Annotated in this window: 7 protein-coding genes; 6 read left to right on the top strand and 1 reads right to left on the bottom strand. The window is 61.9% G+C overall.

Features of this window, described 5'->3' with window-relative positions:
- Positions 1 to 67: 67 nt before the first annotated feature.
- The gene (gene hppD, locus AC07VG_RS00610; RefSeq protein ID WP_495000892.1) at positions 68 to 1,144 is read left to right on the top strand and encodes a 4-hydroxyphenylpyruvate dioxygenase; all 1,077 of its coding nucleotides are present in this window, start codon (positions 68 to 70) and stop codon (positions 1,142 to 1,144) included.
- Positions 1,145 to 1,299: 155 nt separating this feature from the next.
- On the opposite strand, the gene AC07VG_RS00605 is transcribed toward hppD, so the two are convergent.
- The gene (locus AC07VG_RS00605) at positions 1,300 to 1,941 is read right to left on the bottom strand and encodes a DUF1345 domain-containing protein (protein WP_495000891.1); all 642 of its coding nucleotides are present in this window, start codon (positions 1,939 to 1,941) and stop codon (positions 1,300 to 1,302) included.
- Between the two features lie 401 nt (positions 1,942 to 2,342).
- On the opposite strand from AC07VG_RS00605, the gene AC07VG_RS00600 reads away from it, so the two are divergent.
- The 5 genes from AC07VG_RS00600 to AC07VG_RS00580 all read left to right on the top strand — a co-directional run bounded on the left by AC07VG_RS00600 (position 2,343) and on the right by AC07VG_RS00580 (position 20,685).
- Positions 2,343 to 3,512, top strand: a complete 1,170-nt coding sequence (locus tag AC07VG_RS00600) for a substrate-binding domain-containing protein (RefSeq protein ID WP_495000890.1) — start codon at positions 2,343 to 2,345, stop codon at positions 3,510 to 3,512.
- 212 nt (positions 3,513 to 3,724) lie between these two features.
- Complete coding sequence (locus AC07VG_RS00595; RefSeq protein WP_495020264.1) at positions 3,725 to 16,126, top strand: filamentous hemagglutinin family protein; 12,402 nt, start codon at positions 3,725 to 3,727, stop codon at positions 16,124 to 16,126.
- 411 nt (positions 16,127 to 16,537) lie between these two features.
- Entirely contained in the window at positions 16,538 to 17,140 is a 603-nt protein-coding gene (locus tag AC07VG_RS00590; RefSeq protein WP_495000888.1) for a transposase, read from the top strand.
- Positions 17,141 to 17,213: 73 nt separating this feature from the next.
- Positions 17,214 to 18,824, top strand: a complete 1,611-nt coding sequence (locus AC07VG_RS00585) for a ShlB/FhaC/HecB family hemolysin secretion/activation protein (protein WP_495000887.1) — start codon at positions 17,214 to 17,216, stop codon at positions 18,822 to 18,824.
- Between the two features lie 22 nt (positions 18,825 to 18,846).
- Positions 18,847 to 20,685, top strand: coding sequence for a DUF2341 domain-containing protein (locus AC07VG_RS00580; RefSeq protein WP_495020263.1), 1,839 nt, complete (start codon positions 18,847 to 18,849; stop codon positions 20,683 to 20,685).
- Positions 20,686 to 20,688 lie beyond the last annotated feature (3 nt).

Genomic DNA, 20,688 nt, shown 5'->3' with positions numbered 1-20,688 from the left:
ACCCGCCAACGTCCGCATTGATAGCAACTAACTGACCGTTACTTGATAAAAATGATGAGGCGTCACCATGACCGATATCTTCGAAAACCCGATGGGCCTGATGGGCTTCGAGTTCATTGAATTCGCATCGCCGACCCCGAACACCCTGGAGCCGATCTTCGAGATCATGGGCTTCAGCAAGGTTGCGACCCACCGTTCCAAGAACGTGCACCTGTATCGCCAGGGCGCGATCAACCTGATCCTCAACAACGAACCCCACAGCGTGGCGTCGTACTTTGCCGCCGAGCACGGTCCGTCGGTGTGTGGCATGGCCTTCCGCGTGAAAAACGCCCAGCAAGCCTATGCCCGTGCCCTGGAACTGGGTGCCCAGCCGATCCATATCGCCACCGGCCCGATGGAACTGAACCTGCCGGCGATCAAGGGCATCGGCGGTGCGCCGCTGTACCTGATCGACCGTTACGGCGAAGGCAGCTCGATCTATGACATCGACTTCGTCTTCCTCGACGGCGTTGACCGCAATCCGCCGGGCGCGGGCTTGAAGATCATCGATCACCTGACCCACAACGTGTATCGCGGGCGCATGGCCTACTGGGCGAATTTCTACGAGAAGCTGTTCAACTTCCGCGAGATCCGTTACTTCGATATCAAGGGCGAATACACCGGCCTGACCTCCAAGGCCATGACCGCGCCGGACGGCATGATTCGCATCCCGTTGAACGAAGAGTCGTCCAAGGGCGCGGGACAGATCGAAGAGTTCCTGATGCAGTTCAACGGCGAGGGCATCCAGCACGTGGCCTTCCTCACCGACGATCTGGTCAAGACCTGGGACCAGTTGAAGAAGATCGGCATGCGTTTCATGACGGCGCCGCCGGAGACTTACTACGAGATGCTCGAAGGCCGTCTGCCGAACCATGGCGAGCCGGTCAACGAACTGCAATCGCGCGGGATCCTGCTGGATGGTTCTTCGCAGGACGGCGACAAGCGCCTGCTGCTGCAGATCTTCTCGGAAACCCTGATGGGGCCGGTGTTCTTCGAATTCATCCAGCGCAAGGGCGACGATGGTTTCGGCGAGGGCAACTTCAAGGCGCTGTTCGAGTCGATCGAGCGTGACCAGGTTCGTCGTGGCGTGCTCGCGACCGAGTAACCACAAGGCCGTCTCCCACAGGGCTACGCAACCCCTGTAGGCGCTGGCTTGCCAGCGATGAGGCCCGTCAGTCTTGCATCGACTGTACGGCCGTCATCGCCGGCAAGCCAGCTCCTAGAGTTCGGTGTTCCCCCACAAAGATATCGTCGCCCCCCTCAGCCAAACAACCCCGCCGCAATATTGATCGAAAACCCCAGAATCGCCGTATTGAACACAAAACCGATCAACGATTGCGCCAGCACCACCTTGCGCAATGCCTTGGTGGCTACGCCCACGTCCGAAGTTTGTACCGCCACGCTGATGGTGAAAGAGAAGTACAGGAAGTCCCAATAGTCCGGATGTTTCTCGCCATCGGCAAAGCGCAGGGGCGACTCTTCAGGTTCGCCCAGATAAAACTGCCGCGCATAGTGCACGCTGAAAATCACCCCGATCAGCAGCCATGAGCCCATCACCGTCAGCCCGGTAAAACCGTAATGCAGCAGGCGCGTGTGCATGTCCAGGTCCTTGCTGCCCGCCAGTTCGACGGTGATCGCGGCGAGGCTGGCAATCGCGGCGATCGACACCATCAGCAGTACCGTTCCGGCATTTTCGTCTTCGCGCTCGACGAAGCGTTGCACGTCTTCGGGGCGCGAGCGCATGGTCAGCCAGAGCATCATGGCCAGGTAGGACCAGACACCGATATTCCAGCCGACGAGGATCTTGGTCAGTGCCGGACTGACCGGAGCCAGCGCTCCGACGGCCAGGCCGAGGAGGGCGGCGATGGTCAGGCGTGGATGGGTTCGGGCGAGATGGGGCATTGGTGCTCTCTATTTTCAAGTATCCGTGCACCTTAACATGGACCTCGTCTTGCAGAATCGCCGCGCCCCCGCAGGGTGAGTTCGAAGAACTCGGGTTCCTCGTTCTGTCATATCCCGACGACCCCGTCGCATGTCTCGCCGCCTGCAGCGCAAGGCTCTTTGCCACTCCCGTAAAAGCGCTGTCATTACGCGGCGAAAGTGCCACGAACACCCGAGAATTTATTTAAAAATCAATAAGATTCACCCGAGGTTTTTTCCTTTATCTGTCACCGGAACTTGAGAAGTTCTCATGCATGGCCTCACCCCACAAGTCGTCTGGAACCAAGGCGACGCATCGAGCGCCATGGCGTCATGAACGAGCAAGTCACTCAACGTACGAACACGACGAAAGGAGATTCTTCATGTTTAAGCGCAACGTTCTCGCGGTATCCCTGACCCTCGCTGCCCTGTGCTCCGCACAAGCGGCCATGGCCGCTGTCAACGGCGGTGGCGGTACCCTCGCGGCTCCGTTCTATAACACTTCTGGCGTTCTGCCTTCCGGTTTTGCTGCTTACATCGGCGTTGGCAGCGGCGCGGGTAAACTCGCGTTTCTGAACAACGATGCAACCCAGTTCAAACTGCCAGCCACCACCAACGTGCATTGGGCCGGTAGCGACTCGAAACTCGCGACTACCGATATCTCCACTTACAACACCAATCATGGCGCCGCTTGGGGCCCACTGATTCAGTTGCCTGCGATGGCGACTGCAGTGGCTCTGCCGTTCAACAAAGCCGGTGGTAACTTGAACCTGACTACTGATCAGGTCTGCGGTATTTTCTCTGGTCGTTATGCGACTTGGGACGCCATCACCGGTTCTGGCCGCACAGGTCCTATCACCGTGACCTATCGCAGTGACAGCAGCGGTACCACCGAACTCTTCACCCGCTTCCTGAGCGCCAAGTGCACCGGTGAAACCGGCACCTTCGCTGTGACCACCAGCTTCGGTTCCAGCTACTCGGGTGGCGTTCCTACCGGTGCGGTAAGTGCTATTGGTAGCTCGGCAGTCATGACCGCGCTGAACGCCGCTGATGGTCGTATCACCTACATGAGCCCGGACTGGGCTGTGACCACCACGGCCGGTCTGGATGACGCCACCAAAGTGGCTACTGTCAACAGTTCCGCACCTAACCTTGCCAACGTCGGCACCGCCGTCTCCGGCGTTACCCCGCCTGCTACTGGCAACCGTTCCAATCCAAACCTGTGGGTACCGGTCTTCGCTGCATCGACCAGCCCTACTGACCCAAGCGTTTTCCCTTTCCCTTCGACCGGCTACCCAATCATTGGCTTCACTAACATGATCTTCAGCCAATGCTACGCCGATGCAACCCAGACGGGCTTGGTGCGCTCGTTCCTGACCCAGCAATATGGCGCTGGCACCACTAGCCCGAACGACGCGGCAGTGACAGCCAACCGTTTTGTCCCGCTCTCAGCTACCTTCAAGGCTGCTGTGCGTAGCAGCTTCCTGACCGCCACCAGCGCTCAGTACGTCGGTAACACCAGCGTTTGCAACGCCATCGGTCGTCCGCTGTAACCCTCGCTTCAACGTAACGCAAGATCCGATCAGCAACGGCGTAAGCCGTTGCTGATTTTTGCGTATGCCTACAACTCGATATCGCCCAGATGAATATTCGATGACAAAGGTTCGGTCCCGACCTTCGGTACCTGCCTTAGTCATATAAGCGACACCAGCCTGCGACAGGCTGGCGTGGCAGCCCACTGTGCAACAGACAAGGAAGGGTAGTGATGCTCCGCTGCAAACCTCCGGCAAGACTCAATGCTCAAGCGCGTCATGGCGATTTATCGATATGGGTGCTCAAGCCTGTGGCCCAGGCGATTGCCCTGTTGCTGGTGGCCGGCAGCGCCCAGGCGCAGACTGCATTCAGTTCCGGCTGGTTTGCCGATAAGGGCGCCGCCCAGGCCGCGAGTGCCGGTCAGCCGGGTGTGCAGTTACCGGGCATGCCACCGCCGTTGGCGCAACAGCAGCAGGCCAATCAGCAGTTGCAGCGGTCATTGGCGAACTTCAATAATAGTGTCGCCGCCATTGCTGCACAGCAGGCGGCACAAGCAGCCGGGCGTCAAGTCGCGCTGGCTCGGTTACCAACGGTGCCGGACGGCTTGGGCGAGGGCGGCCTGAAGGTCGACACCGGCTTGACCCAGGGCTGGCTCAATGCCAAGGCGCCGGTGCAAACCCAGGCCGATGGCAAGACCACCGTTACCATCACCCAGACCGCCGACAAGGCCATTCTCAACTGGGAAACCTTCAACGTCGGGCGCAATACCACTGTCGATTTCGCCCAGCAATCGAACTGGGCCGTGCTCAACCGCATCAACGATCCCCAGGCCCGACCGAGCCAGATCCAGGGCCAGATACAGGGCAATGGCACGGTTATGCTGGTCAACCGCAACGGGGTGATCTTCAGCGGCACCAGTCAGGTCAACGTGCGTAACCTGGTGGCCGCCGCCGCAAACATCAGCGACGCCCAGTTCAACAAGGGGCTGTATGTCGACAGCACCGGCACACAACCGACCTTTACCGATGCCGTAGGGCAGATCCAAGTCGAGCGTGGGGCGCTGATCCAGACCTTGAATCCCGCCACATCCACCGACTCGGGCGGTTATGCCTTGTTGCTGGGCAGCGAAGTGATCAACGATGGTCGTCTGAGTACCGCCAACGGCCAGGTCACCCTGGCGGCGGGCGACAACTTCTATATCCGACAGGGGCAGTCCACCACCGGCAACCCACGTTCGACCACCCGAGGCAACGAAGTGGTCAGCACCCTGAACAGCGGCAGCGGCGCCGGCACCGTGATCAACAGCGGCTTGATCACCGCATCCACCGGCGACATCACCCTGACCGGCCACCAGATACTGCAAAACGGTGTCATCGCCAGCAGCACCTCGACCAACACCCGGGGCACGGTGCATTTGCTCAACTCGGCGGGCGACAATACCGGCAGTATCACCCTGGGGGCGGGCAGCACCACCACGATCCTGCTCGATGCCAGCACAACCGGGCTGGACAGTCAGCGCGCCGCCGCACTGGCCGCTCTCAACGGCACTCCAGGCAATCTGATCGCTGGAAAATTCGATAACCTGAGTCGTGTGGTCGACCGTATCGAGCAGTCGCGGATCGAGATCGTCAGCGGCGGTACCGTGGACTTCCAGAGCGGTTCGCTGACCCTCGCCAGCGGTGGCCAGGTCGCGGTCAGCGCCGGACAACGCAGCCTGGTACGCGATGGTTCGATCATCGATGTGTCCGGTGCGGTCGGGGTCAAGGTGGCGATGGAGGCCAACTCGATCAAGGTCAACGTGCAGGGCAACGAGCTACGTGACGCATCGGGCAACCGTGATGCGGGCAAACTGAGCAGCAGCGATGTCTGGGTCGATGTGCGTGATCTGGTCTACGTACCGGCCGGCACCAACGGTTACCCCACGGCACGCTGGTACACCGCCGGCGGCTTGTTGGAAGTCAGCGGTTACCTGGGCACGCAGGGGCATGGCGTCGGTGAGTGGATGGCCCAGGGCGGCACCCTGACATTTACCGGCAAGGACGTGGTCACCCAGCAGGGCGCCCAGATCAATCTGTCCGGCGGCACCCTGGATGTGCAGAGCGGCTATATCAAACAGACCTGGCTGATGGGGAGCGACGGGCGTCTGTATGAACTCTCCAGTGCGCCAGGCGACCTGCTTTACACTGGGATTTACAAGGGTTATGCCGACACAAGCGTGCGCTGGGGCCAGACCGACTATTACTACAATCCGTTGATCGCCCCACGCCAGCGTTACGAGCTGGGTTACACCGTGGGCCGCGACGCCGGCAACCTGGTGATCTCGACTAGCAGCGCGGTACTTGAAGGCCAGGTGATCGGCGACGTGTATCGCGGGCCGCAACAGAACCAGGCCGCGAGCCCGACCCTCGACGGTTATCAGCAATCGCAGGCGGCAGTGGCTCGTCGCGCGCAATTGATCGCCGGCACCTACACACCGATCTACGACCCGATAGCGGGCGTGGTCAATTACAACCTCGGCGCCAGCCTGAATCAGGTCAACTTCGCGGCCAGCCCGAGCGCCGTCGCCGTGGGCGTGGACCTTGGCTCAGTGGTCCCGGCAAGCCGACAGGGCACGCTGGTGCTGGACACCAACCTGCTCAACGGTTTTCAACTGGGCGCAATCAAGGTCGCCGCCAAACAACAGATCGAGGTGGATAGCAACCTGAGCGTTGCCAATGGCGGCACCATCACCCTTTATGGCCCGCAGGTCACGGTGAATGCCGACCTGACGGCCCGTGGCGGTACGCTGCAACTGGGCAACGTATTGAATCAGATCGACCCCAACCAGTCATTCAAACTGCAGGATACGGTGATTACGCCGCCCAGCGGTTCACAGCCCGGCATCAACGTGGCCGGGGGTGTGACACTCAGTACAGCGGGTCTGTGGACCAATCAATTGTTGGCACCGTCTGATAATCAGAACCTGCCCTATGTCAACGCGGGTCAGGTGTCCCTGCGCAGTAGCGGTGATGTGATCTTGCAGCTGGGAAGCCTGATCGATGTGTCGTCTGGCGCGGCGTTGTTGGCCAATGGCAAGACCCTGGGCGGCAGGGGCGGCAGCCTGACCCTGGCCGCCAATGCCGGCGGTATCGGTGTGGGCGGGCAGTTGAACCTGGGCGGCGATATTCGTGCCGTGGGCGTCAACGGCGGTGGCACCTTGACCCTGCAAAGCAGCCAAGTGCTGATCGGTACGCCGACAACACCGGTAAGTGGCGCCCTCGAACTGGACGCCGGCTTCTTCAAGCAAGGTTTCTCTGCTTACGACATCACGGGCAACGAGGGGCTGACCGTCGCCGACGGTACCCAGGTGGACGTGACCCAGCCGGTCTATCGCCTGGGCGACAATGCCACCACCGTGGCTTCTGGCAGCGACCCGGTGCAGGCGCTGCAAGTCTGGACACCTGGCCTCTATCAGCAAGATCCGCTCAGGGGCGTGCTGACTCAACGGCGCGGCGCCAGCTTGAGTCTGAAGGCCGGATCGCTTAATCCCACGGATGCACAGCGGGCGACCACGGTACTGACCGTGGACAGTGGCGCGGTGATCAGTGTCGATCCGGGTCAGGCCATCAGTTTGGGCAGCATCGGCCAATTGACCGTGAACGGCACGCTGAATGCCTGGGGCGGGACAGTCAGCCTCAACAACATCGGCGCCGTGGATCCCAAGATGCCCGTGAACGGCACGGGTAACAGCCGCTCCATCTTGCTCGGCGATAAGGCGGTGATCGATGTCGCGGCAAGGGCTGTGACCGCAGTGGACATGCGCGGCCAGCTTTACGGCCAGGTCGCCGGCGGTGGCTCCATTGTCATTGGCGGTGGCGCAATCGATTCGGTAGCTGGTACGGCCTCGGCCGCCGATCTTTTTATCGTGGTGAGCAAAGGGGCACACCTGGATGCCTCGGGGACCCAGGCCAGCCTGGATATCGCCGGTCAGGGCCGCACGCTGGTGACCAGCAATGGCGGTAGCATTTCCATGGGGTCCAACAATGGCCTCTATCTAATGGGTAGCTTCGCCGCCCGCGCCGGTGGTGAGGGCGCGGCAGGTGGCAGTTTGTCGGTGGCGTTGCAGACGCCGCTGTACTCGACCCAAGGCGACTCGCCGGCGACTGACCGGGTGATGCAAGTTCGAGAGATGGTGTTGCAACAAACCGCTGACACCGCTCCGGCACTGGACCTCAATGCCCTGACCTACGGTCATGGGCAATTGGCCGCCGATCAGGTCCAGGCCGGTGGGTTTGGCAATCTGGCGGTCTACAGTAACGGTTTGCTGTCTTTCAATGGCAACTTGAACCTCAGTCTAAGCCAAAGCTTGCAGCTCTATGCGGGCGCCTTCGGTGTGTCGCAAAATGTGCCGGACACCATCCATATCAATGTCTGCGCACCTTCCTTGCTGCTGGCTGGTGCCAGCCCTCCGCTTCTCAGCACGACTTATGTTTCCCCCATATCGACTGCGTCTCCTTTCAGTTCGTTGTTGCCTAGTCAGGCCGAGTTTTCTGCCGGGGGGGCAGTGATCGATGTGCGCAACAATGTGGTGTTCGGATCCAAGGGCGCCTTTACCAATGTAAATGGCAGCCAGACCTCGGTCGAGCGACGCGGTTTCGACCAGGTGAATCTGACCAGCCAGGGTGACTTGCGCTTTCTGGCGGGCGTACCAAACGGCATTGGCTCCAGCAATCCAACGACGCAACTGATTACGGCTGGCGATTTGCATTTGAACGCCGCGCAGTTGTATCCGGAAACGGGCAGTGTCGCGGCGGTGACAGCGGGGGCAGGGGATACGCTGGGCAGGCGCCTCCTGACCATCGGTCGCACCACCCAGGCCATTCCCCAACTGCCGTATTCGGCGTTTGGCAGCCTGACCCTGCTCGCCCCGACTATCGAGCAGGGCGGCGTGGTGCGCGCGCCGTTGGGGCTGATTCAGCTTGGCAATGGCAGTACCAAGCTCGTGGGGTTGCTGCCCGACAGTCTGACTTCCGTCAGCGGTAACGGCCTGATCATGCCTTACGGCGGCACCTCGGACGGCCAGACTTATCTGTACAACGGCCAGAAAGTCACTTTATACGGTCAGACCGGCTTGAATAACGGTCGTGGGATCGGCGTGATCATGGGCGGTCAGTCTATCGTGGTATCGGCCGGCGCCACCTTGGACCTCTCCGGTGGCGGCGACCTGCTTGGCGCCGGATTCGTTTCCGGCCGTGGTGGCTCCACCGACGCGCGCTACAACCCGCTGGTGCAAGTCAATCCCACCGGTACCTTCACCTTGCCGGGCCTGGCGACCAACCCGGTGTATGCCATTGTGCCAGGCGTGCAGCAGGTCTATGCGCCATCGGCAGGCAAATCTGGCGCCCAAGACCCGGTACTCGGCCAGCAAATCACCATTGGCGCCGGGGTACCGGGGTTGGCGCCGGGTACCTATACGCTGTTGCCTTCCACCTATGCACTGCTGCCCGGCGCTTTCCGGGTCGAATTGAACGGTCTGGCGGGTGTCGGTATGGGCGGCGGCGCTCTGGCCATGCGCAACGGTTCCTGGAGCACCGCCGGGCAACTGTCGATCGCCAATACCGGTATACGTAACAGCGTTGCCAGCCAGGTTATCCTGACATCGGCCAACGTATTGCGCACCTATTCGCAATACAACGAAACCAGCTATGACCAGTTTGCTATCGCCGATGCCGCCAGATTGGGCGTACCGCGCCCGATGATCGAAGCCGATGCGAAAAGCCTGCAACTGAACCTGGTGCCAGGCGCAACCGGCAGCGCCTTTTCGTTCGACGGCATCGGTCGCTTCGGGGCCGCGCAAGGCGGTCATGCAGGGACGGTCGGCGTGATCAGTAATGGCGCGATCGAGGTGGTATCCGCAGGAGCGCCGGCTTCGGCAGCCTTTGTCGGTGTCACGGTAGATGATCGCAGCCTGAATGCCCTGGGCGCCGCGAGCCTGATGATTGGCGGCATGCCGACCATTGCCTATGGACAGGGAGGAAATTACATCGGTTTGGGCTCCAACCTCAGCAGCAGCGTGGTGTTGCGTAGCGGCGCGAAACTGGCGGCTCCAGAGGTGCTGTTGGTGTCCAGCGGCGGAGCAATCACGGTCGAGCAGGGCGCCTCGATCAACACTCTCGGTATGGGGCCTACGGCCTATGATGCCAGCCAGGGTTATATCTACAACCTGACGACCCCGGCCAGCCCCCCCAGCCCCACCCGTTACAATTTCCTCGGGATTTCCAATGGCTTGCTCCAGGTTCTGGCACCTTCGTTGCCAGGTGACGCGGGCATCCATGTCGGAGTCTGCAACTCGGCACCTTGTACGGGCCAGACCGAGCTGTATTCCTCGGGCTCTATCGTCGTGGGTACGGGCAATGACTTCGTGCTAGCTGATAACGTTCGTTATGGCACCAGCCACCTGACCCTGGCCCTGAGTGCGATCAACCTCGGTAGCGACCAGGCCTTGGCCGATGCCGCCAGCCATAACTTGTTACCGGCTGGCCTGAGCTTGAACCAGAGCGTGCTGACGCGCTTGCTCAAGGGCGATACCCAATACGGTGCTCCGGCCCTGGAAACCCTTGAACTGGCTGCTCACGACAGCGTGAATGTGTATGGCAGCACGACTCTCGATACCTATGACCTGTTGACTGGCAAATCGCTGCTGAGCCATCTGATCCTCAGTACCCCGGCCATCTACGGCGCCGGCGGTGCCGCTGATGTGGCGACCATCCACACCGCCGACCTGATCTGGAACGGCGCGGCCAACCCGGCCGGCAATGTGGTCGCTGGAGGTGCCGGCACTGGTAGCGGACGGCTTAAACTGCAGACCGAAACCCTGGAGTTCGGCTACGGCCCGTACGCCCAGCCCAATTCGATCGCCAGCCTGGACCGACTGCTCCTTGGCTTTTCACAGGTCGATATCAGCGCCAGCCAACGGGTGACCGCCAACCACAAGGGCAGTCTGTCGGTGTACCAGAGCCAGGGCGCTTATCAGGCGGGCTCGGGCTTTGCCTACAGTGGTGGCAATCTGAATGTCTCCACCCCCTTGCTGACGGGCGAAGCCGGCTCGGTGAACACTATCACCGTCGGTGGCGCGCTCAATGTCACGGCACTGTCCGGCACCCAGATCCGCACCGGAGGCCAAGGCGCAAAACTTTCGTTGAACGCCAACAGTTTGGCCCTGGACACCGCCGTGGTGTTGTCCAGTGGTCAATTGAACCTGAGTGCCACGCAAGACCTGACACTGGGCGATGGCGCGCAGATCGATATGGCCGGCCGTGCGATCAAATTCAACGATGTGACGCAATACAGCTGGGGTGGTGACGTCACCCTGAAAAGTACCACGGGTAATATTTACCAAGCTGTGGGGTCACGTATCGATCTGTCGGCGCTGAACAACCGGGCCGGTCAATTCACCGCCCAGGCCGTGGACCCGACCGAAGGGCTGGTGGACCTGCAGGGCAGCATCCTGGGTAGCAGCAGTGGCTCCTACGATGCCGGCGGCACTTACCTGCCTTACCTGGGCGGTTTTGCCAATATCCAGGCTCAGCGTCTGGGGGCCAGCGGTGCCGAAGACGCCTCATTCGCCGCCCTCAACCAACGCCTGAACGCAGGGCAGGTCTATGGCGCCCGTACCTTCCAGATCAAACAGGGCAACCTGACCATCGGCAACGACCTCAAGGCCAACACCCTTGTGGTTTCACTGGATAACGGCAGCCTGCTGGTCAACGGCAAGGTCGATGCCAGCGGCGTACAGGTGGGCAGTATCAACCTGTCGGCCAGCCAGGGCCTGACCCTGGCCGGTGGTGCGATGCTGGATGCCCACGGCAGCGGTCTGCAAGTCGACAGCCAAGGCAAGATCATCGACTCGCCAAACCGCGCGATGGTCGAGCTGAACTCCGGTCAGGGCCTGTTGACCTTGGCCAGTGGCGCCACCATCGATCTACGGGCCGGCACTGGCGTAGCGTTAGGTAGCGGGCCGGGCCAGAACGATGGCCGAGCGCGCGGCACCCTGGAGCTCGATGCGCCTCGTCTGGGCGGGGTCTCGGCCGGCGATATCGCCATCGATGCCAGCGGCAACCTGGCGATTCGCGGGGCTCGCTCCATCGCGGTCAATGGCACTTGGCAGTACAGCGATGCGCCGTTGGGCACCGATCCTGCGGCCAGTGGCCGGCCTTACCAGGTGATTACCCAGGCTTACCTGGATGCGATCAACCTGCAAAGCGGCGCGTTCGTCGATGCGGCGCTGCTTAACGGCAACCTGCTGCAGAACAAACTCACGGGTTTGTATAACGCCACCTATGGCGATGTCCTGCACCTGCGTCCTGGGGTGGAGATCGTCAGTGCCACGCCAAATGGCGACCTGGTGGTTCAGGGCGATGTCGACCTGTCCGGTTATCGCTACGCCAGCCTCAACCCTTTCACCCAGAAAACAGGGGTGTACGGCTCTGGCGAAGTGGGCAAGCTGGCCTTGCGTGCTGGCGGTGACCTGAATGTCTACGGCAGCATCACCGACGGCTTTGCGCCGCCACCGAAGACCGATGACGACACAGGCTGGCTGTTGTTGTCCGGGATCGACTTCTCGGGTGGCAATATCGTGGTGCCCGGAGCGGGTGTGACCCTGGCCGATGGCACTCGTTTCCCGGCCGGCTCGACCCTGAACTACGATGTGCCACTTAGGGCCGTGACCCTGGTATCGGGCACACGTCTGCCTGTCAGCGCTACGTTGGACCAGCCACTGTTACTACCTGCCGGCACCGTGCTGGCCGCCGCCGTGCACGACAGCAACGGCAACCTGCTGTTCGCCGCCGGTACGCTGTTGACCCAGGCCCAAAGCCTGCCTGCCGGCACGCAGCTGGATGCTGGCACGCTGTTGAGCACCGATACGGCGCTACGCGCATTCAGTTGGCCCAAGGGCGTGGCGCTGCCAAGCATCGCCGGTAGCTCCCAGCTGTCAACCAATGTACTCGCACTCAATGGTGATCTGGCCCTGGCCCGTGGCGCGTTGATCCCGTCGGGGACCAATGTGCTGCTGCCGGGCGGGGTGGACTCGGTGCAACTGCGCCCTGAAGTAAGTGGGCGCCAGGGCGAGCTTTGGGGCATCGCGCCAATGCTCGCCGAGGGTTCCCAGTCATGGTCATTGCGCTTGGTGGCAGGCGCGGACACCACTGCGGCGGACAATCGTGTTGTGCAAGTCAGTCCTGTCCATGGCGATATGCACCTAGCCGACAGCCATTATGGGATGTATCGCGTTGGGGCTCCGGTCTACACCGCACAAGGATCTCTTGATGCTTGGGGTGACCTCAGCATGGTTGGCCAACCTGTTGATTTCGTTGCCATAAACTGGCCAACGTTCTGCACTGATATTCCCGGGGATTGCGGAATAGATCCAAATGGACCTTACACAGTCAAGGCGGGTAGCTCGCGCTTCAGTGTCATCCGCACGGGGGCCGCCGATCTTGAACTGGTGTCCGGCGGCAATCTGAGCATGGATTCGTTGTTTGGTGTCTACACAGCGGGCACGTCCTCCAGCGTGACTTCGGTCAATGACCCTTATAACCAGCCTAGGGCTCCGGGTCCTGATGGGACCGTACTCAGTAATGGCGTCGACAACCTGGTAAACGGTGGCAGCGATAGTGTGTATCGCGCTTGGTATCCCGAGGGCGGCGGTAACCTGACGCTTAAGGTCGGCGGTGATTTGAGCGGAAATATTGTCTTGCCCACCATTAATGGGATAACCAAGCCCAATGGTGATACCGACCATGATTCGGCGAATACCTCCAACTGGCTCTGGCGCCAGGGCAGCGGCAATGTCAATACAGGAGGCTCACCACAGCCGACTGCATGGTGGATAAATTTCGGTACCTACGCCGCATCGCTGAGCGCTCCTCCCGGTGCCGATCAGATGCTCGGTTTCACCGGGTTCGGTACCCTCGGCGGCGGCAACCTGAACGTGCAGGTCACCGGCAGTGCGGGGGTATTGGAAAGCTTGTCCGGTCATGCCATCGGCGCCGACAGTGTCAACCCGCGCACCCAGGGGCTGGTATTGGCCGTGGGTAGCACGGGACGAGTCGCCGCCGACGGCAGTGTGCAGGTGACCGGGGGCGGCAACCTGACCTTGCGGGTGGGCGGGGATCTGAACCCAGCAGTGACTGTCGCCGTCGACAATCAGGCCGCCGATGATCAGAACGGGGTAGTCACCAATTTGCGCGGTCACGCCGTATTGGGTAGCACCACCGTTGGCGCGTTGACACTCTTGTATGGCGGTAACGACAGACAGCAAGCGCCGGGAGAAGCCCGTGGCTACACCGCCTTCACTTCAACGCGAAGCCTTGCGGGCGGGGGCCTGACGCTGGTACCGGGAGACGCGACCTTTGACCTGTCGACGTTGGGCGATCTGGTCGTACAAACGGTCAGCGACCCAGGGCGCGTCGCTGCGCTGAATGCGTCGTCTTACCTGGCCAGCGATGGCAGCCATGGCAATGGCCTGAGCTGGTTCTCGCTGTGGACCGACCACACGGCCATCAACCTGTTTTCAGCAGGCGGCAATCTGACGCCACTGTTCCAGGGAGCGTTGTCCGACAATGCTTTGATCTATCCTTCTATCCTGAATGCCATTGCCGCAAACGGCAGTCTTTATTACGGTGACGCGGCCAACAGCAACTCTGCTGCTGCCGTTGCCGCCGCGCTGACCCTGGCGCCCTCGGCCAAAGGGCAATTGCAGCTCCTGGCCGCCAATTCAATCTACGGTGGTAATCTGACCATCAGCCAATCCAGCGCCAACCCTGAGGCGTTGGCCACGCCTGAGCGGCCTGCATTCGTGGCAATGTCCAACGGTATTCAAATTAATGGCAGTAGCAATCTATCGGCGGACGCTAACAGACCCTTCATCAGTGGCAGCGTCGGTCCTCTGTTCGCTTTCGGCCCCGATAGCGCTTCCGGACAGTGGAACACAGATGCCGAGCCTGCACGCTTCTATGCGCTGACCGGAGATCTGATCGGGGTAAGAAGTGGTCGTACCGTTACCTATACCAATCAGGTCGACTCTCGTAACGGTCAAACCTGGTATGAAGGGGGCGGGCCGGTCTGGATGCAGGCGGGGCGAGATATTGTCAGCAGTGGCAGTTCCCCTGCTGGGGAAGCACAACAACCTTTCAATGGTGACTACTTGACTGTAGGCAACCTCTTCATCCAGAACAACCCCACCGATATCTCCCTGGTCTCAGCCGGTCGCGACATCCTCTACAGCAACTTCAATGTCGCCGGTCCCGGCACCCTGGTGGTCAGTGCGGGTCGCAATATCTTGATGGCGGACAAGACCAGTATCACCAGCCTCGGCGCCGTAGTATCCGGCGATTCCCGCCCAGGCGCCAGTATCGTCATGCAGGCCGGCGTCGGCCCCAACGGCCCTGACTACCAGGCCTTTATCGCCCCCTACCTGGACCCGTCGAACCAGGCCCAGGCCGGAGCGCCGCTGGTCAGCCAACCGGGGAAGGTGGCCAAGACCTACGACACTGAACTGGTGGCCTGGCTCGGCGAGCGTTATGGCTTCACCGGCAGCGTCGACGAGGCACGGGCCTATTACGCCGCGCTACCGACCCAGCAGCAGGACATCTTTGCTCGTACCGTCTACTTCACCGAACTCAAGGCCGCCGGCCGCGAGTACAACCTGGTCGGCGGTGTCCGCCAGGGCAGCTACCTGCGCGGTCGCGACGCGGTTGCCGCGCTGTTCCCGGAGAAAGACGTCGCCGGTAATCCGATCCTGTACACCGGGGCTATCACTCTCTACGGCCCGTCCGGCGTGCACACCAACTTCGGCGGTGATATCCAGATGCTTGCCCCCGGTGGTGGCCTGGTATTCGGTATCGAAGGCGCCGCACCGCCGTCCACGGCGGGGATCATCACCCAGGGCCAGGGCGATATCCAACTCTTTGCCCAGGACAGCATCCTGCTGGGCCAGAGCCGGGTCATGACCACTTTCGGCGGTTCGATCACCGCCTGGTCGGCCGAAGGCGATATCAACGCCGGTCGCGGTTCCAAGACCACCGTGGTCTACACACCGCCCAAGCGGGTCTATGACTCGTGGGGCAACGTGAGCCTGTCGCCGGCGGTGCCAAGCACCGGCGCCGGTATTGCCACGCTGAACCCGATTCCGGAGGTCCTGCCGGGGGATATCGACCTGATCGCGCCGCTGGGCACCATCGATGCGGGGGAGGCGGGCATCCGGGTCTCGGGTAACGTCAATATCGCCGCCTTGCAGGTGGTGAACGCGGCGAATATCCAGGTGCAGGGCAAGTCTTCGGGCGTGCCGGTGGTGGCATCAGTCAACACCGGGGCGATCACTTCGGCCAGCGCGGCGGCAACGTCAGCGGCCCAGGCTGCCGACAACGTCTCACGCCAGCAGCAGGCCAGCGCGCGACAAAACCAGCCGTCGGTGTTCAGCGTGCAGGTCCTGAGCTTCGGCCAGGAACGTCTGGAGCCTTCGCGTGACGGCGCCAGCCGCGGCACGCCGAACTACAACCCCGACAGCCCGGTGCAAGTGCTGGGTGCCGGGCCGTTGAGCGAGCAGGCCAGGGCTCGGCTGACCGAGGAGGAGCGGGGCAACCTGACCTTGTAATCAGCGGATGTTTCTCCTCAGGGGCGGCCGTAATGGCCGCCTTTTTTTTTACCCGCGAAATCGTTCCTTGTGGGGGGCGGCTGCCTGCGATGGGGCCAGCGAGCCTTGCATCGCCTGATCGGCCGCCATCGCCAGCAAGCTGGCTCCTACAGGTCGGTGGTTCACCGCGCATTGTCGCTGTTGTCACGCCCCTTGTAGGCGCTGGCTTGCCAGCGATGAGGCTATTGAGCCTTGCCGGCCGCCATCGCCAGCAAGCTGGCTCCTACAGCGCACGTCGCGGAATGAAGCTTTTATGACAAAAGTTCGGTAGCACAAGGCCAGCCCGGTCATGGATATGTGAAGCGGTCAAGGGCACGCAAGGGGACATGTCCCCACGCCCATGGCAAGGCTGGGAGAGAGGCGAGGAGAACTATGGAACGTTACTCGAAAGTGGGCATGCAGGAACTGGATCAGCGTTTGTCGAAGATCGTCGAGGCGGCCCGCAAGAAGCCCGTCTCGGTCTATCGCTACGGCGCGCCCTGGGTCTGGATTGTGTCCCAGGACGATTGGCAGGGCGCTTTGAAGGAAGTCTCCAGCTACATCCCGCCCGGCCATTCGCTGGTGTTGCTGCGTCCGCAGATCGATGACCTGCTCGACGACGATCGCGAATTCCTGCGCTCGCTGAATACCGACTCCGGCATGCAGATCGCACCCCAGACCGTCATGCATATCCTCTTGCTGCAACTGCTCTATTCAGTACCTAGCGAGCAGCAACTCTATGAGCAGCTCAATTACAACCTGCTGTTCCGCTGGTTCGTCGGCCTCGATCTGAACCAGAAGGTCTGGAGCTTCAGCGTGCTGAGCAAGGACATCGCCACGCTGCTGGACCACCCGCAGGCAGTACTGCTGATCCAGAAAATCATCGGTGAAGTGTTCTGCGGCGCCTTGCTACAGATGCCGGAGTTCTCCCTGAATTTCGCCCAGTTGCATACCTGGCTGGCCCGGCACCCGTCGATCTCGACCGTGAACAACTAAAAGCGTCCGGGTTCTGACCCGGGCCTGTGCGGCCTCGACTGCGTTCGAGGCCATTTTGAATCAAGGGGGCGGTGTGGAGCATTTGTTCTTCAAAAGAGCGCGACCGAGGTTGGCCGGGCACTGGCTGCCGCTATGCGGCGGGCTGGTCCTGGCAGCGCTGGGGCGCCCGCTGCTGGCCGATGACGCGCCGACCAAGTGGGTCGACGTCAACGAATACGTTGTGCGTGGCAACACCGTGCTGCAGGCGCGGGATATCGAGGAAGCGGTGTACCCGTTCCTCGGTCCGCAAAAGGCCCTGAGCGATATCGAGGGTGCCCGTGAGGCCTTGCAGAAAAGCTACCAGGCCAAGGGTTACCAGTCGGTTTACGTCGAGTTGCCGGAGCAGAAGGTCGAGGCCGGCGTCGTTTACCTGCAGGTCAGCGAAACCAAGGTTGGTCGGGTCCGTGTGGTCGGTGCCCAGCACTATTCGCCGGTGCAGATCCGTGACGATGTCCCGGCCCTGAAGGAAGGCGATGTGCCGAACTTCGCCCATGTCCAGAGTGAACTGGCGGCACTGAACAAGAGCCCGGGCCGCCAGGTCATGCCGCTGGTCCGTGAAGGCCAGCGTCCGGGGACCATGGACGTCGACCTGCAAGTCGACGACAAGAATCCCTGGCACGGTAGCGTCGGCCTGAACAACGACCACAGCGCCGACACCAAGGACCTGCGTGCCGTCACCTCGATCGGCTACGACAACCTCTGGCAGTTGGGCCACAGCATCTCCCTGACCTATTTCACCGCACCCGAGGACCAGAGCAACGCCAAGGTCTGGTCCGGCTCCTACAGCGCACCGCTGAACGAGCGCTGGGCCGTGCAGTTTTCCGGTTACCAGTCCGACAGTAACGTCGCCACCATCGGCGGCAGCAATGTGCTGGGCAAGGGCCACTCTTATGGCGTCTCGGCCATCTACACCGTACCAGGGGGCGGTATCTGGTCCAACTCGCTGTCGTTGGGAGTGGACTTCAAGGACTTCGAAGAGCAGCTCAAGCTCGGCGGCAGCAGCGACACGGTGCCGATCAAGTACGCGCCGCTGACCTTCGGCTACAACGGCTACCGCTACACCGAGAAATCCCAGCTGGGCCTGGGCCTGAGCCTGGTGGTTGGCACCCGGGCGTTTTTCGGCTACGGCAGCAACGACCAGGAATTCGACAGCAAGCGCTATCGCGCCAGCCCCAGTTTTGCCCTGCTCAAGGGTGACCTGAGTTACACCCAGGACATTTTCGGTGAGTGGCAGAGCGCGTCCAAGACCTCGTTCCAACTGGCCTCCGGCCCACTGATTTCCAACGAGCAGATGTCCGCTGGCGGCGCCACCTCGGTACGCGGCTACCTGGCCGCCGAAAGCACCGGCGATCAGGGCGTGCTGTTTTCCCAGGAGCTGCGCACGCCGTCCCTGGCCAAGTACCTGGGCAGCTATGTCCAGGAGTGGCGTTTGTATGCCTTCGCCGAGGGCGCCCAGTTATACCTGCGCGAGCCGCTGCCTGAACAGAAGGCCGACTACAGCCTGGCCAGTGTCGGTCTTGGCACTCGGGCCAGCCTGAGCAAGTGGCTGTCCGGCAGCCTCGACTGGGGCTATCCGCTGGTCAATGGACCGAACACGCAGAAACAGGACTCGCGCTTGCACTTCAGCCTGCAAGCGACTTTCTGAACCTTATTACGGAGCAATTTTCATGCAGCGCCTGATGATATCCCTGTTGATCTGCCTGGGCCTCGTGCTCCCGGCGACCGCCAATGCCTGGTGGCAGGACGACTGGCACTACCGCAAGCAGATTACCGTCGACACCACCGCGCAAGGCGCGGCGATCAATGACGCCCCCGGTCGCAGCAGCCTGCTGGTACGGCTGCACACCGGCAACTTCAGCTTCGACGGGGTCAGGGAGGACGGCTCGGACCTGCGCTTCGTCGCGGCGGACGACAAGACCCTGCTCAACTACCAGATCGAAAGCTTCGATCCGCTGATGGGCATGGCGCTGATCTGGGTCGATGTGCCCAAGATCGAAGGTGCCCAGCGCCAGGACCTGTGGATGTATTACGGCAATGCGAAGGCGCCGGCGGTGAGCAACGGCCAACTGGCGTTCGACCCCAACTACACCGCGGTCTATCACTTCGATGGCGTAGCGGGTACGCCGCCCAAGGACGCCACGGCTTTTGCCAACAATGCCCAGAATGCCACCGGCAGTCGTATCGACGGCGTGGTCGGCGCGGCCTTGCAGTTGGGCGGTCAGGCCTTATCGCTGCCGGCCAGCCCGTCGCTGCAATACAGTGCCGGCGGCGCCCTGACCCTGAGCGCCTGGGTGCGCTTGGACCAGGCCACGGGCGAGCAGTCGCTGCTGGCCCGACGCGAAGGCGGCCATGCCTTTGTACTCGGCGTCAGCCAGGGCACGCCGTTCGTGGAGGTCAATGGTCAGCGCGGGGTTTCGACCCAGGCGCTGAACCCGGGGCAATGGCAACACCTGGCCGTGACCGTGCAGGGCAGCAAGGTGACGCTGTTCGTCAACGGTCGCGAAACCGCGAGCCTGGCCCAGGAAGTCCCGGCGTTCAACTCGCCGATCGCCGTGGGCGCCGAGCTGCCGGTTGCGGTCGCAGAGCCAGCGGCTCCGGCTGTGGCGCTTTACCAGCCGTTCCAGGGCGCTATCGACGAACTGCGCCTGTCCAAGGTCGTGCGTCCCGCCGCCGCACTGCTGGCCGATGCCATGTCCCAGGGCGCCGAATCGAAGCTGGTGGTCTACGGCGCCGACGAAGAGCAGTCCGGCTTCGGCTTCGGCAGCCTGGGTTTCCTGCTCAAGGCGGTGCCGGCGGACGCCTGGGTGATCATCGCCATCCTGGTGCTGATGATGGTCCAGTCGTGGTTCATCATGATCCGCAAGAACAGCGCCCTGGGCCGCGTCAGCCGGGCCAACGAAATCTTCCGCGAACAGTTCGCCCAAATCGGCACGCGCCTGGAAATGTTCGCCGACGACCAGGACCTGGCCCGACGCCTGGAGCATTCCTCGCTGTGGCGCCTGTACCTGGTGGCGGTCAAGGAAATCCGCACCCGGCGTGCCCAGGGTGCCGACACCTCGTCGGTCTCGGCGGCGACCATCGAAGCCATCCGTTGCTCCATGGACGGCGTGCGTACCCGGGAAAACCAGCAACTGAGTTCGAAGCTCTCGACCCTGTCCAACGCCATCGCCGGCGGCCCGTATATCGGCCTGCTCGGCACCGTGCTGGGGATCATGGTGGTGTTCCTCGGCACCGCCATGGCCGGTGACGTCAATATCAACGCCATTGCCCCCGGTATGGCGGCGGCCTTGCTGGCCACGGCCATGGGCCTGTTCGTCGCGATCCCGGCGCTGTTCGGCTACAACCGCCTGATTACCCGCAACAAGGAAGTCAGCGCCGACATGCGGGTGTTCGTCGACGAGTTCATCACCCGCCTGGCCGAAATGCACGGTGAAAGCCAATCCCACGAAAACGCCCCGCGCCGTGGCCAGCATGCCGATCCACACACCACGTCGATTCCGGCCTGAGGG

The organism is Pseudomonas sp. GW821-FHT03C07, from assembly GCF_059420925.1.
The sequence above is the reverse complement of the archived record's forward strand: the minus strand, read 5'-3'. Positions and strand labels throughout refer to the sequence as shown.